This window comes from Rhizobium sp. ZPR4, from assembly GCF_040215725.1.
Taxonomy (GTDB): domain Bacteria; phylum Pseudomonadota; class Alphaproteobacteria; order Rhizobiales; family Rhizobiaceae; genus Rhizobium; species Rhizobium rhizogenes_D.
Genome location: NZ_CP157968.1, coordinates 1,191,650 through 1,205,798 on the forward strand (window position 1 = coordinate 1,191,650; position 14,149 = coordinate 1,205,798).

A 14,149-nucleotide genomic window follows, 5' to 3' on the forward strand; every position below is an offset into this window, starting at 1 on the left:
CCGCTCGGATCCTTGCTCTCTTTGCCGATAATAAGTTCAGAAAATGAACAAAGCAATCACGATTGGTTTCACCGAGGACCTAATTAATCCAGGCTAGCAAAGAATTTGAGGAGAATACTGAATTTGTGAAAGGCGATATCCAAGCGCTGCCTGCGGGCGACTTGGCAGAATATGCTCGCGTTTAAATAGTTGACATCGACCTACATCAATATGCAAAGCTTATCATAACGATTCAGCCGGCAGTCGCGCTCCAATCGTCTTGTCCCTAGACTTGATCCCACCAGCTAAGCACTCGACCATAGCCATTATGGTGGCCTCCTGCATTTTCGGCCTCGGGTGCAGCAGTCAGAAAGGAATGCCATGTCCAGCACGGTCGATCGTTCGAGACGCCCGTTGGTCATCGTCTCGATCATGCTGGCAACCTTCATGGTCGCCATCGAAGCGACCATCGTCGCAACCGCCATGCCGCGCATCGTCGGCCAGCTCGGCGGCTTCACCTATTATAGCTGGGTCTTTTCCGCCTTTCTGCTGGCGCAGTCCACCACCACGGTCATCTATGGCAAGCTTTCCGATATTTTCGGCCGCAAGCCCATGCTGATCGGCGGCATCATCATCTTTCTCGTAGGCTCGACACTGGCCGGTTTTGCCTGGTCAATGGCCTCGCTCATCGTTTTCAGGCTGCTGCAAGGCCTCGGCGCCGGTGCCATCCAGCCTGTCACGATGACGGTCGTTGGCGACCTCTACAAGCTGGAAGAGCGAGCCAAGGTGCAGGGCGCACTTGCCAGCGTCTGGGCAATCTCCGCCGTCATCGGTCCGCTTGCCGGCGGCATCATCGTCGACAATCTCTCCTGGGCCTGGATTTTCTGGATCAATCTGCCGCTTGGCGTGCTTGCGATCGCCGGTTTCATGATCTTTCTGCACGAGTCCATCACGCCGCGCGAAGCAAAGATCGACTATCTCGGCACGGTCCTGTTTTCGATATCGATCGTGTCGCTGCTCGTCATTCTGACGGAGACCGATGCGGGCTTTGCCGTTCTCTGTCCCCTGGCGATTGTTTTTGTCGTCACCGGCATCCTGTTCCTGTGGCAGGAGCGGCGGGCGCCGGAGCCGATCATCTCGATCGCGCTTTGGAGCAGGCGACTGATCGCAACCAGCAATGCCGCGACGCTGCTTGCCGGCATGGCCCTGATCGGCCTGACGACGGTCCTGCCGATCTATGTACAGGGCGTGCTCGGCCGTTCGCCGCTCGAAGCCGGCTTTACGCTCACCATGCTGATCGTCGGCTGGCCGCTCGCCGTCATGCTTGCAAGCCGCTTCTTCCGTACCTTCGGCATCCGCACAACCTTGCGAGCCGGCAGCCTGATGTTTCCCTTCGGTTCGCTCTTCCTTCTGTTCCTGACGCCTGAAAGCAGCCCGGTGATTGCCGGCATCGGTTCGTTCCTGATGGGCTTCGGCATGGGGCTCATCAGTCTCACCAGCGTCGTATTGGTGCAGGAAAGCGTCGAATGGTCGATGCGCGGCAGCGCCACCGCCTCGATCATCTTCTCGCGGAGCCTCGGCAATACGCTTGGCGCGACCGCGCTCGGCGCGATCATGAATGTCGGCATCGCGCATTACGGCAGCGGAGAACTGGCGGCGAGGCTTCACGATATCCTCAACCAGCCGACCGGCCTTTCCGACCTCGTCCGCGATCCTGCGATCCGTGACGTCTTCGATGCGGCGCTGCACTGGAGCTTCTGGGGCGTCGTCATCGTTGCCTTGACGACCTGCGCGACGATCTGGCTTATCCCCGTGACGCGTGATGCCGGTCGCGGATCGTCAATGCCCAACGCGGATGCCCAGGATGCGATGACGCACTAACCCGGAAGGGCAGGCTGCGGCGCGTTAGAAGCCATAATCGCGGGCAAGCCACGCATCCAGCAGGTTTCTGGATGCCGTGATGGCGGCATTCGCATCCTGAGCGATGATCGAGTCGAGGATGGCCTTGTGAAGGGGCAGGGAGCGTTTTTGCCCCTCGGCTATGTCTTCATGGCCTGAAAGCGTGCGATTGGCGTAGATCCCGACGGCGATCAGATCGATCAGCTGCGAATAGATCATATTGTGGGTGGAGGCGAAGATGGCCGTATGAAAGCGCAGGTCGGCATCGGCGTTGCTGTTGACGTCGCCGATGGTGGACGCCATCTCCTCATAAGCGGAGTTGATTGCGGCAATATCGCTCTCGGTGCGGCGGAGCGCCGCGCGCGCGGTCGCCTCAGGCTCCAGCGCCAATCGCAGGTCCTTGATCGATCGCATGATTTCGACCGATGGGCCGGTCTCGTAGTACCAGACCATGACATCCGTATCGAGATGATGCCAGTTGGAGCGTTCCTTGACGCGGGTGCCGACGCGGGTTTTGATTTCCACCAATCCCTTGCCCGCGAGGCATTTCATCGCTTCACGGATGACGGTGCGGCTGATGCCGAATTGTTCGACCAGATCGGGCTCGTTCGGTAATGTCGTGCCGACCGGATAGTCTCCGCTGACGATACGGCGACCGAGTTCGTGGACGAAATAGCCGAAGACGCCGCGTCGCGGAATCGTGCCGTATTTTCGCACAAAAGCATCGAAAGGCGACTGCGTTACGATCAGTTTCGACTCCGGGGTAGCCCTAGAGGTCATTGCGTCCTGGCCATGTTTCATTATGCGGGGCTCTCGTTCCTTATTGATGCGCCGTTGTGAGAACAATCGTCGGCTGAAGTTCGGTTGGGGAGAGCTTCACGCTGGTGTCTCGGCTTGTTTGAGGCTGTTCCATAGTGTTCCGGCGGTGATCCTGTCGTCCTTTTTGCGGCATGTCCCGGCGAAACCCTAGCATGTCTTGCCTGTCCATGCCTACTGGCATGGATTGAGAGAGCAATTTGCGGCTGTGAACTTGCAGGGATGCCGCTTTATCGGGGGTACCGAAAGAAGCCGTGCCCGATCATCAAATTGCGTCCCGACTGCTAAGCGAAACGTGATCGCTCAATCGATTGCGGAAGCGATTTCGGCCTATCGTAAACGTTACCGAACCGGTTAAATGCATTCGGGATGCGAGGCGGATTCGGAGTAGCTGATCGATGAATGACATGTCCACGCGTGGGCAAAGGGAGGATGTGCAGGAGGCGGGCTCTCGTTCGCTGTTGATTGCATTGCTCGTGGCCGGTGCCTTCTTCATGGAAAATCTGGACGGCACGGTCATCGCGACCGCATTGCCGCAGATGGCCGTCTCCTTCGGTGCCCGCCCGGTCGACCTCAATATCGGCATGAGCGCCTATCTGCTGACGCTCGGCGTCTTCATTCCGATCAGCGGCTGGATCAGCGACCGCTTCGGCGCGCGCCTGGTCTTCACGACAGCTGTCGTCATCTTCACACTTGCATCCGTGCTCTGCGGTTTTGCCAATGGCGTCGGCTCCTTCGTCGCGATGCGTATCCTGCAGGGCATCGGCGGGGCGATGATGGTGCCGGTGGGTCGGCTTGTGGTCTTGAACAATACGCCGAAGGACAAACTGATCTCGGCCATTGCCACGATCACCTGGCCGGCGCTGGTGGCGCCGATCCTTGGGCCGCCGCTCGGCGGCTTCATCACCGACCATGCAAGCTGGCGCTGGATCTTCTTCCTCAACCTTCCGCTCGGCATTCTGGCATTCATCTTCGCGCTCATGCTCATTCCGGAAACGAAAAGCACGGCGCGCCCGCCTTTCGACTGGATCGGCTTCGCCGTCAGCGGCATCGGGCTTGCGAGCCTGATGTATGGGCTGGAGCTGATCGGGCGCCCCGATCCGGTCTGGCTGGAAGCCTGGACCTATGTGATTGCAGGCTTTGTCCTGCTAGCCGTCGCCGTCTTTCATTTTCTCCGCACCGAGCATCCGCTCATCGATCTCTCGGGGCTGAAGCTGCCAACGTTCGCCATCACCATCTCGGGCGGATCGCTGTTCCGCACCGCCATCGGTGCTGTGCCCTTCTTGCTGCCGCTAATGTTTCAGGTCGGCTTCGGGCTCAGCGCCTTTCATGCCGGCATGCTGACGCTCGCCGTTTTTGCCGGCAATCTGGCGATGAAGCCGGCAACAACGCCCATCCTGCGCCGCTTCGGCTTCAAGCCGGTTCTGATCGTCAACGGCCTGTTGAATGCCGTTTTCATCGCGGCCTGCGCGCTGTTTTCGCCCGACACGCCCCTCTGGTTCATCGTGCCGGTGCTGTTCATCGGCGGCATGTGCCGGTCGATGCATTTTACCGCACTGAATACAATCGCTTTCGCCGATATCCCGCCCCAGCAGATGACGGGTGCCAACACGCTGTTCAGCACCGTCTTTCAGCTGACGATGGGCATGGGTATCGCAATTGGCGCCATCGGCATCCGCATCGGGCAGGCAATCAGCGCACCGCTCGGAGTAGGGGGCATCGTCGCCATCGAGTTCCGTCTGGCTTTCGTGCTGCTCGGCATCATCGCGCTTCTCGCTGTGCTGGATTGCCTGCCGCTTGACCGCAAGGCAGGCGACAACGTCTCGCGCAAACCGAAGCAGAGCACGAGGAAGGCGGCGTAGAGATGTCTTTTTTCGAAGCGTTCAGTACGGGTATTGGATCAGATTATAATGCAGCAATATCGCGGGTATCGCCATCAGAATGATCAGAAGCATTGCGACGCTTGCCGCGCGCACCATCTTCATCCGGCGGGCGCGCTGACCGGTCCAATCATATACTGCCATAATGAGCCCCTCCTTCTCCTTAACTATTAGAAAGGCAAGAAATGGAACGCCAGTCAATATCGGCAATAGCGAGCTAAATAATAAGAATTCTCTAATGTTCTGCAGATGAAGAGCGTTTTGTTGACCTTAAGAGGGCCATCGAACTTCATCCGCAGGGCATAAAGATCGTTTTATGATACCGGCCCACACGATATAACGGATAAGGATTTCGTCCCTGTGTCAGTGGGACGCCGGCTGCTTTGGAAAAGAGGAAGAGGCGATGAGCAAGATGCGTGCCCTGGTTTTGGAGCGTCAGCATGAACTGGCAATCCGCGATATCGATCTGCCGCAGGAGGTCGGGCCGGGTGAGGTGAAGATCAAGATCCATACGGTCGGCGTTTGCGGGTCGGATGTGCATTACTACACGCACGGCAAGATTGGCCCCTTCATCGTCAACGAACCGATGGTGCTTGGCCATGAAGCGGCAGGCACCGTGGTCGAGGTCGGCGCCGGCGTGACGCATCTGAAGGTCGGTGACCGCGTCTGCATGGAGCCGGGCATTCCTGATGCCAATTCCAAGGCGAGCCGGCTTGGCATGTACAATGTCGATCCCGCCGTCACCTTCTGGGCGACGCCGCCGATCCATGGCGTGCTGACGCCCTTCGTCGTGCATCCGGCCAATTACACCTTCAAGCTGCCTGACAATGTCAGCTTTGCAGAAGGGGCGATGGTCGAGCCTTTTGCCGTTGGCATGCAGGCGGCGACCAAGGCGCGTATTACGCCCGGCGACACCGCTGTCGTGCTTGGTGCCGGCCCGATCGGCATCATGGTGGCGGTTGCCGCCCTTGCCGGCGGCTGCGCGCGGGCGATCGTTGCCGATCTGGCCCAGCCGAAGCTCGATATCGCCGCGCAGTATCAGGGCGTCATTCCGGTCAATATCCGCGAGAAGAGCCTCGTCGAGGAAGTCGATCGCCTGACCGAGGGTTGGGGTGCGGATGTCGTCTTCGAATGCTCAGGCTCGCCAAAGGCCTGGGAAACGGTCATGGCGCTGCCGCGCCCCGGTGGCGTCATCGTCGCGGTCGGCCTGCCGGTCAATCCGGTCGGCTTCGACGTCTCGACGGCGTCGACCAAAGAGATCCGCATCGAGACGGTGTTCCGCTATGCGCATCAGTATGAGCGTTCCATCGCGCTGATCACGTCCGGCCGCGTCGATCTCAAGCCCTTGATCTCGGAGACCTTTGCCTTCGAGGATTCCATCAAGGCCTTCGATCGCGCCGTCGAAGCCAGGCCGACAGACGTCAAATTGCAGATCGTTCTGGAACAGTAGGCTTTCGCTGTCACATCGCCTTGCCTTGGGCCTGATATCAGCCCGTGTCTCGGCAAGGCGATGTTTTCCCAAAGCTTTCATATCTCCCATAGACGGCCCGGCAAAAGCGATGCTAGGTAGCCTTTCGCAGAGGGAAACGGGCTTTAACGCCGTGAAACGGGAAGGACAGCCGTGCCGCACGACGTTGCATTGATCGCATTGATTGCCGCGGGCTTCGTGTTTGCGGCCATTTTCGGCTACCTGGCCGACAGGCTGCATCTGCCGCCGTTGGTTGGCTATCTGGTAGCCGGCGTCATCATAGGCTCGTCCACCCCGGGGTTTGTCGCCGATGTTTCCCTGGCATCGCAGCTGGCGGAGATCGGCGTCATCTTGCTGATGTTCGGCGTCGGCCTGCATTTCTCCGCCGCGGATTTGCTGGCGGTACGCGGCGTCGCCATTCCCGGCGCCATTGGTCAGATTGCGATCGCGACGCTGCTCGGCGTTGGCTTGACCTCGCTATGGGGCTGGAGTGTCGGCGCTGGCGTGGTCTTTGGACTCAGCCTTGCCGTTGCCAGTACGGTCGTGCTTTTGAAGGCGCTGGAAGAGCGCAATCTCGTGAGTTCGACCAATGGTCGTGTCGCCGTCGGCTGGCTGATCGTCGAGGATCTGGCCATGGTGCTTGCGCTCGTGCTCCTCCCGGCCTTTGCCGGTGTTCTCGGCGGTCATGCGGATGCCGGCGGTCACGCCGCTTACGGTTCGATCTGGCTGACGATCGGTATGACGCTCCTCAAGGTCGCAGCCTTTGCGGCTGTTGCAATCTTCATCGGCCCGCGTGTGGTGCCGTGGCTTCTGACCTCGGTGGCGCGCACAGGTTCGCGCGAACTGTTCACGCTATCGGTCCTGGCGATCGCGCTTGGCATCGCCTTCGGCGCTGCGGAAATATTTGGCGTGTCCTTTGCGCTCGGGGCCTTCTTTGCCGGCCTCGTGATGAGTGAATCCCATCTCAGCCACAGGGCAGCGGCCGACTCCCTGCCACTGCAGAATGCCTTTTCGGTTCTGTTCTTCGTGTCTGTCGGCATGCTCTTTGATCCGACAGTACTGATCCGCGAACCGTTGATGATTATCGGCGTGCTCGCGCTGATCATGCTCGGCAAGGCATTGATCGCCTTCGGCGTCGTACTGCTATTGCGTTATCCCGCCAGCATCGGCTTTGCGGTCGCGGCGGGTCTTGCGCAGATCGGCGAATTCTCCTTCATTCTCGCCGGCCTCGGGGTTTCGCTCGGGCTGCTGACGCGGGAAGGGCAGGATCTCATCCTTGCCGGCGCGATCCTGTCGATTACGCTCAATCCGCTCGCCTTTTACGCCACCGAAAAGCTGGAGCACTGGGCGTTCGCCCGCTGGCCGTTCCTGGCGAACAAATATGGTATGGCGAAGCAGGAAGGCTTGCGCCGTCAGTTGACCGCCATCAGCAAGCAGCGCGAGGAGCGGGACCGCCAGCATCATCTCGAGATCGAGCAGCTCATCGAAACCTTTCCGATGTTTGCCGAACTGGACGACAATGCGCATGAGGAGCTTCTGCTGCTCTTCCGGCCAAGATCGGCTTCGCCGGGCGACCGCGTCATCCGAACCGGCGATCGCGGCGACAGCATGTTCTTCATCGCTTCGGGCGCCGTCGAAGTGCAGCTGGAAGATGACGAGATTCCGCTCGGCGCCGGCGCCTTCTTCGGCGAAATGGCGCTGCTGACGGGCGCGCGCCGCACGGCCGACGTCGTCGCCGTCGATTTCTGTCAGCTCTTCGTGCTGGATCGACGCGACTTCAATCTTTTCATGTCGAGGCACCCACAATTGCGTGCCGCCGTTAGCCGTATGGCGCGGGAGCGGCAGGAGAGCAATGTGTCGCGCCAGCGGCGCGACCTTTCCCAGGATGCCGGCTGACGTTTTACCGGCACTTCAGCCAGGATTTCGAGACACGGCAGGCCATCGTGTAGGCGGGGTCAAAGACGTTGCCGACATCGTAGCGCACGACCTGACCGAGCAGATGGCTGGCCGCGGTTTTGTCCAGTCCGTAATCGGAGCCGAGCCAGCGCAGCATCTCGCTGGTGGCATGCTGCAGGGCCTGGTCGAGCGGCCGGGCATTGCCGATGGTGAAAATATCCTCCGCCGTCTCGCCGCGTGGCCAGATGATCGTCTTTTTCTTTTCGACGCTGAGGCGCACCGTCACCTCGAAAGTGGTCTCGATGCCGGTGCCGACGATCTCTCCATCTCCTTGGACGGCATGGCAATCGCCTAGGAAGAAGAGAGCGCCGGGCGCCGATACCGGAAACCAGATGGTCGTCCCTGGCCCGAGCAATCGATAGTCCATATTGCCGCCGAACTCGCCGCTGGTCGCGGTCGATATCGCCTGACCGAGCGATGGCGCGACCCCGAAGCAGCCGATCATCGGAGCGAGCGGCAGAGTAAGGGATTCGAGACCGGCCACGGGTTCGGCGAGCCGTGTTGTCAGGCTCTGGCGATCGATCTGCCAGATCGCCTTTTCGCCTGCCGGCAGCATGCGGACGTCCTGCGGATCGACGACATTGGCGGCGACCGCGCTGCGGGTAAAGCCGGTATCGCGCGTCGGCACCATCGCGAGAATCTCGACTTTAAGAGAATCGCCCGGCTCCGCGCCCTCGACGAAGACCGGCCCGTTCATCGGATTTGGGCCGGAGATCTGACGAATATCGTTTTTGTCATAGCCGGCAGCATCGAGCGTTTCGGTGACAACGGTATCGCCATCGGCAATATGCAAGGCCGGCGGCAGCGAGCCGATGACATTGTGATAATGGGTAGGGGCGAAACGGTGTATTGCCATTTTGCTTAAGCCTTGTGTGGAATCCGGTCGCATCAGCCTATGACGACTCCGCACGTGTAGGAAAGAGCGCTGCGACGATATTGTGCACGATGGCCGCCTTGCTTGGGACGCGCGCAAATGCCTGCCGCCGCAGACAGGCCTCAAGCGAAATGATCGCGAAATGCCTGCGGCGTCGTCCCGAATTTCCGCATGAAATTGCGCCGCATGGTTTCTTCCGAACTGAAGCCGCAGCGTGTGCGTACCTGATGCACACTCAGGCCTTCTTCCAGAAGGCGACGGGCCGCCTCGATGCGGATTTCCTCCACGGCGCGAGCAGGTGTCCGCCCGGTCGCTTTCACATAATGGCGCGAGAAGCTGCGTGCGCTCATATTGGCCTGCTCGGCAAGCGTCGGCAGGGAAAGATCGGCGCGCAGATTGTCCATGATCCAGCCGTGTAGATGGTCGAAGCGTTCGCCACCGTCCTGCAGCCTCAGCGTCGCACTGAATTGTGCCTGGCCGCCCGGACGCTTCAGGAAGACGACGAGTTCGCGAGCCACGGAAAGCGCCAGCGGGCGGCCAAGATCGGCCTCGACCAGGGCAAGTGAAAGATCGATGCCGGCAGTCACGCCTGCGGAACTCCAGATCTGCCCGTCCTGAACGAAGATCGGATCGGGCTCGAGCGTCACATGCGGAAAGCGCTTGGCGAATTCTTCGCAACGGTTCCAATGGGTCGTTGCCCGCCGCCCGTCCAAAAGACCGGCTTCCGCAAGCAGAAAAGCGCCGCTGCAGACGGAGGCTATCCGACGGGCGCGTGCGGCTCGTCGGCGCAGCCATTCGATCAGGCCAAGGTTCTCGCAGGCTTTATTGACACCCCGGCCGCCGGCGATGATCAAGGTGTCGAGCGGAGTATAGGGACTGCTGAGTGGGGCGGTCATGAGCGCGAGACCCGAGCTCGTCTGGGTCTGTGCGTTTTCCGCAACCACGATAGTCTCATAGGGTTTCGCTTGGCCCAACTCATGCGCCGCCTCGTTGGCGCTGGTGAAAACCTGCAACGGACCGGTGATGTCAAGCAGCTGGGCGTTGTCGAAGGCAAGAATTTCGATGTGGCGCATGATTGGCAAGAAATGACGGTGGTTTGGCAAACATGCCAGATCGTTGTCGCATAGGCTTGGAAAAGTCAATCATCGGAGACACGTCATGACCATTCGCTTCGGCCTGCTTGCCTTTCCAGGCGTCCAGCAACTCGATCTGACCGCACCCTACGAGGTATTCGCCTCGATGGATGATGCGGAGGTGCATCTCGTCTGGAAGGATGCGTCGCCCATCGTGTCGGCAACGAAGCTGATGTTGCAGCCGACGACGACGTTTGCCGAATGCCCGCCGCTTGATGTGATCTGCGTGCCTGGTGGCGTCGGCGTCAATCCGCTGCTGGAGGATGCGGTCGTTCTGAGCTTTGTCCGGAAACAGGCGGCCCAAGCCCGCTTCGTGACATCGGTGTGTACCGGTTCTCTGGTCCTCGGGGCAGCCGGACTGCTCAAGGGCAAGAAGGCCACGACCCATTGGAACGCGCTTGATTTCCTTAAGAGTTTCGGAGCCGTTGTCACGCCGGGGCGCGTCGTGCGGGATGGCAATCTCTTCACCGCGGGCGGCGTTACGGCCGGTATCGATTTCGGACTGACGATTGTTGCTGCCTTGCGTGGTCGGGAGGAAGCCGAAGCGATCCAATTGTCGTTGGAATACGCGCCGGAGCCGCCATTTCATTCCGGATTGCCCGAGAAGGCCGGCGTCGAGGTGTTGGCCAGAACCAGGGAGCGCCTTGCCGGCTCGAGGACGGCACGGCAGGCGATCATCGCTCGTCTTGCGGCCGCCGCACATGAGCCTGGATGAGTATCGACTTGTCCACCGGCACTGTCACCTCAATGAAACGCAGCACCGATAGGGAAGCGATCATCGGTTGATCGTGTCGAGGCAATGATGGGCAGGCGGATGATTGGAATTCCAGTGTTGCCTCGCCCATCATACTTGACACAAATAGCTTTTCTGCGACCGTGGTATCACGATGGCGTCCACAGCCTTGCGGGGAAAAGGCTTATTTGATGAACGAGTTCCGATCATTTCGCTGCATCTCCTGCTTCGTCATGGCAATAACCGTTCTGATAGGCGCCGGCTTAGGGTCGATATCGCAAGCTGCGGCCGCCGAGACCTCCGAGATCGCACCGCAGACAAAGGCTTCGAGCGAGCAGGTCGAGAAGCTGATCGGCACTTTGCGTGACAGCGGCGGCGCGTCCGGAGCCGATCTGCTGCAGCGCCGCTCCGGTTTCGAGAAGCTCATGGCATCGACGCCAGGTCCGGCGCGCGTCCAGATACGGCGTGTCGACGCCAATGGTGTGGATGGTGATCTGATCTGGCCGGCACGGTTGCATCATCCGATCGGACGGCGTGCCATTCTCTATCTGCATGGCGGCGGCTTCTATAGCGGCTCGCTTCGCACGCACGCCAACATAGCGGGTTCGCTCGCCAAGGCGGCCTCAGCCGACGTGTTGTTGATCGACTATCGTCTCGCGCCGGAAAATCGTTTCCCCGCGCAAAGAGATGATGCCATCGCGGCTTATCGCTGGCTTCTGACATCGGGATACAAGGCCGGCAACATCGTTATCGCCGGCGAGTCGGTTGGCGCAACTCTGGCCATCGAGGTCGTCTTGAACCAGCTTAGGCTCAGTGGTCCGCTTCCTGCTGCCGTAGTTGCGATGAGCCCGATTACCGACTTCGCCGCAACGGGGCCCTCCCTGGCCGCCAACGCCGCCAGCGATCCCTTCATGAACAAGGCCGAGCTGACCCTCATCCACGATGCGTTCGCGCGTGAGCGTCCTCTCGCCGATCCCGACATATCGCCGCTTTACGGCAATGTCTCCGGGTTTCCTCCTTTGTTGATCCAGGTCGGCGCTCGCGAGGCGCTGCTTGATGACAGCACGCGGTTTGCGGACAAGGTACGCCAGGCGGGCGGCAATGTGAGCCTGGAAGTCTGGCCGGGGATGATCCATCAATGGCAGATTTTCCCATTCTGGCTCGACGATGCGAGGAAGTCGAACGAACGCGTTGCGCAGTTCGCGATCGCGCATTTTGTCGATAAGCCCATCCAGTAATTATTATGCACAGTTAAGCGGGTCTGATTTCAAAACTCTCGTTCGATGGCCGATGTGGCTTCCGTAAGCCTGCAGAACCCGATCATTGTCTTTCAATTAGTTATCGCAATAAATAATCGCTAGATAATTTTTGTGTAGACACGGGAATCGAAAGGCGTTAAGCACATAAATGTCGCGATAATAAATCGCACAATAAATTTAAGTGGAGATTGAAATGAGCCAGTCGATCCCTCAAGCTACTCGTCGGGGCGTTATGGCAGCCGGGCTTGGCCTTGCCGCCGCAGCTGTCACCCCCTTCGCTCAACCTGCACAAGCCTCTACAAAGCAATCAACTTCGAAAGGTAAGGACACAATGAGCAGCAGCACGATCACCACCAAGGACGGAACGCAGATCTACTACAAGGATTGGGGAACGGGCCAGCCGATCGTCTTCCATCACGGATGGCCGTTGAGCTCGGACGACTGGGATGCCCAGATGATCTTCTTCCTCAGCCAGGGCTACCGCGTCATAGCTCATGACCGCCGCGGCCATGGCCGCTCCAGCCAGACGGCGACTGGCAATGAGATGGATACCTACGCCGCCGACGTCGCCGCGCTGACCGAGCATCTTGGCCTGAAGGGCGCCATCCACGTCGGACACTCGACCGGCGGCGGCGAAGTCGCCCGCTATGTCGCGCAATATGGCGGTCATGGCCGCGTTTCGAAGGCCGTGCTGATCGGCGCCGTACCGCCGGTCATGGTCAAGTCCGAGAAGAATCCCGGCGGCTTGCCGCTGGAAGTGTTCGACGGTTTCCGCGCAGCACTGGCCGCCAATCGCGCGCAATTCTATCGCGATATCCCATCGGGACCGTTCTACGGCTTCAATCGCCCCGGCGCTGCCGTTTCGGAGGGTATCATCGGCAATTGGTGGCGTCAGGGCATGATCGGCGGTGCCAAGCCGCAGTATGATTGCATCAAGGCCTTCTCCGAAACGGACTTCACCGAAGACTTGAAGAAGATCGAAGTGCCGACCCTCGTCATGCATGGCGACGACGATCAGATCGTGCCGATCGCCGACTCCGCCGAGCTCTCCATCAAGCTCCTGAAGAACGGCACGCTGAAGGTCTATAAGGGCTTCCCGCATGGCATGGCGACCACCCATGCCGACGTCATCAACGCCGACCTGTTGGCCTTCTTCAAGGCCTAAGCATATCGAAGGTCATGCGCCCGCCAAAAAGGCGGGCGCTTCACAGCCTGCCGGGTGCTGTACCATCCCCACCATGTCAGCTGTCGAGTTTCAACGAGAGCTGAACGGCGCGCGGCAAGGGCGGTAGCGGTCGGCTGATTTCAACGCGGCGCGTCCATGTGGCGCGCCGTTCCTGTTCGCGCTCCCGAAGGGCCTTCGAGACAGCGACAAAGCTCATTGCACGTTCGATGACTTGTTCTGCCTTGGTCATGGATATCTCCATATGTTCACTTTATGTTCTCATATGGAGTCTGCAAAGTCAAGCGATCCGGGCTTCCGGCCCGGTTCGCGCCTTTGATGTTCCGTTTGGCATCCCTCGCCGATCTCAAGGGCTAACGGATGATCGCTCCGGCCAACTTGAGACGGTTCCTCGGAATGCTATTGACGCCGAAGATTGATTTCGCTTGTTACGACCGATTTGCCGGAGCTCAGATCCTTGTCGATGGTCCGGAGCGTCAGCTGGCCGCTGCCCTGCCTGCGGATCGTCATATTGGCATCGCGATCGCCATTGACGAGGCGTGCCCAGCGCACGGTGAGATTGATGACGTCGCCCTGTCTGCTGCCCGATAGCTGCGAGGTCGCACCGGATGGGCCGGTGTAGGTGCCCGAATATCGGTTTCCGCCTGCCGTGAGTTGGGCCGAGATCGTGCGATTGATGATGAGAAGGCCGCGGCAGTTTCCCCTCATCGAAATCGAGGGGCCGGGCACAGTGATGGCGAACTTGCAGGAAACATTGATCGGCGAGTCACCAATCTTTCGAAGCACCGTGCCGGTTCCCGTCCAGCTGCCGTTCAGTGGTTTCAAAAAGCCGCTTTCATCGGCAGCGGCGGGTTTCACCAGGCAGACCCCGGCAAGGATGGCGAGAAGGCACGCTTGACGACGCATGGTATCAATCCCTTCTTCAGACTAGCTAGGAACGTCGCAGACACATGCGCGGTTCCCAGGCGG

The 14,149-nt window shown here is 59.8% G+C and carries 13 protein-coding genes; 7 read left to right on the forward strand and 6 right to left on the reverse strand.

Features of this window, described 5'->3' with window-relative positions:
• Nucleotides 1-360: 360 nt before the first annotated feature.
• Nucleotides 361-1,860 carry an MDR family MFS transporter gene (locus ABOK31_RS25105; protein WP_349959397.1) on the forward strand — a complete coding sequence of 500 codons (1,500 nt, stop codon included), beginning with the start codon at nucleotides 361-363 and terminating at the stop codon, nucleotides 1,858-1,860.
• 24 nt (nucleotides 1,861-1,884) lie between these two features.
• On the opposite strand, the gene ABOK31_RS25110 is transcribed toward ABOK31_RS25105, so the two are convergent.
• Nucleotides 1,885-2,658, reverse strand: coding sequence for a FadR/GntR family transcriptional regulator (locus ABOK31_RS25110; protein ID WP_349959398.1), 774 nt, complete (start codon nucleotides 2,656-2,658; stop codon nucleotides 1,885-1,887).
• Between the two features lie 434 nt (nucleotides 2,659-3,092).
• Between ABOK31_RS25110 and ABOK31_RS25115 the strand changes: the two genes are divergently transcribed.
• The gene (locus tag ABOK31_RS25115) at nucleotides 3,093-4,556 is read left to right on the forward strand and encodes a DHA2 family efflux MFS transporter permease subunit (RefSeq protein ID WP_350019283.1); all 1,464 of its coding nucleotides are present in this window, start codon (nucleotides 3,093-3,095) and stop codon (nucleotides 4,554-4,556) included.
• Nucleotides 4,557-4,577: 21 nt separating this feature from the next.
• Here the strand turns inward: ABOK31_RS25115 and ABOK31_RS25120 are convergent, their stop codons facing one another.
• Nucleotides 4,578-4,718, reverse strand: coding sequence for a hypothetical protein (locus ABOK31_RS25120; RefSeq protein WP_159444792.1), 141 nt, complete (start codon nucleotides 4,716-4,718; stop codon nucleotides 4,578-4,580).
• Between the two features lie 259 nt (nucleotides 4,719-4,977).
• Here ABOK31_RS25120 and ABOK31_RS25125 point away from each other — a divergent pair, with 259 nt between their 5' ends.
• Nucleotides 4,978-6,024 carry an NAD(P)-dependent alcohol dehydrogenase gene (locus tag ABOK31_RS25125; protein ID WP_349959400.1) on the forward strand — a complete coding sequence of 349 codons (1,047 nt, stop codon included), beginning with the start codon at nucleotides 4,978-4,980 and terminating at the stop codon, nucleotides 6,022-6,024.
• 171 nt (nucleotides 6,025-6,195) lie between these two features.
• Nucleotides 6,196-7,938 carry a cation:proton antiporter gene (locus tag ABOK31_RS25130; protein ID WP_174176360.1) on the forward strand — a complete coding sequence of 581 codons (1,743 nt, stop codon included), beginning with the start codon at nucleotides 6,196-6,198 and terminating at the stop codon, nucleotides 7,936-7,938.
• A 4-nt stretch (nucleotides 7,939-7,942) separates the two neighbouring features.
• On the opposite strand, the gene ABOK31_RS25135 is transcribed toward ABOK31_RS25130, so the two are convergent.
• Nucleotides 7,943-8,854, reverse strand: a complete 912-nt coding sequence (locus ABOK31_RS25135; RefSeq protein ID WP_349959403.1) for an acetamidase/formamidase family protein — start codon at nucleotides 8,852-8,854, stop codon at nucleotides 7,943-7,945.
• 140 nt (nucleotides 8,855-8,994) lie between these two features.
• Nucleotides 8,995-9,945: a GlxA family transcriptional regulator gene (locus ABOK31_RS25140; RefSeq protein WP_349959405.1), complete on the reverse strand. Its 951-nt coding sequence runs from the start codon at nucleotides 9,943-9,945 to the stop codon at nucleotides 8,995-8,997.
• 85 nt (nucleotides 9,946-10,030) lie between these two features.
• On the opposite strand from ABOK31_RS25140, the gene ABOK31_RS25145 reads away from it, so the two are divergent.
• From ABOK31_RS25145 to ABOK31_RS25155, 3 genes are all read left to right on the forward strand, one after another.
• Nucleotides 10,031-10,720, forward strand: a complete 690-nt coding sequence (locus tag ABOK31_RS25145; protein ID WP_349959406.1) for a DJ-1/PfpI family protein — start codon at nucleotides 10,031-10,033, stop codon at nucleotides 10,718-10,720.
• A gap of 251 nt (nucleotides 10,721-10,971) precedes the next feature.
• The gene (locus tag ABOK31_RS25150; RefSeq protein ID WP_349961300.1) at nucleotides 10,972-11,976 is read left to right on the forward strand and encodes an alpha/beta hydrolase; all 1,005 of its coding nucleotides are present in this window, start codon (nucleotides 10,972-10,974) and stop codon (nucleotides 11,974-11,976) included.
• 352 nt (nucleotides 11,977-12,328) lie between these two features.
• The gene (locus ABOK31_RS25155; RefSeq protein ID WP_349959408.1) at nucleotides 12,329-13,162 is read left to right on the forward strand and encodes an alpha/beta hydrolase; all 834 of its coding nucleotides are present in this window, start codon (nucleotides 12,329-12,331) and stop codon (nucleotides 13,160-13,162) included.
• Between the two features lie 76 nt (nucleotides 13,163-13,238).
• On the opposite strand, the gene ABOK31_RS25160 is transcribed toward ABOK31_RS25155, so the two are convergent.
• Together ABOK31_RS25160 and ABOK31_RS25165 are read right to left on the reverse strand one after the other, a co-directional pair.
• Nucleotides 13,239-13,412, reverse strand: a complete 174-nt coding sequence (locus ABOK31_RS25160; protein ID WP_174176370.1) for a hypothetical protein — start codon at nucleotides 13,410-13,412, stop codon at nucleotides 13,239-13,241.
• A gap of 167 nt (nucleotides 13,413-13,579) precedes the next feature.
• Nucleotides 13,580-14,086: a hypothetical protein gene (locus ABOK31_RS25165; RefSeq protein WP_349959411.1), complete on the reverse strand. Its 507-nt coding sequence runs from the start codon at nucleotides 14,084-14,086 to the stop codon at nucleotides 13,580-13,582.
• Between the last annotated feature and the right edge of the window lie 63 nt (nucleotides 14,087-14,149).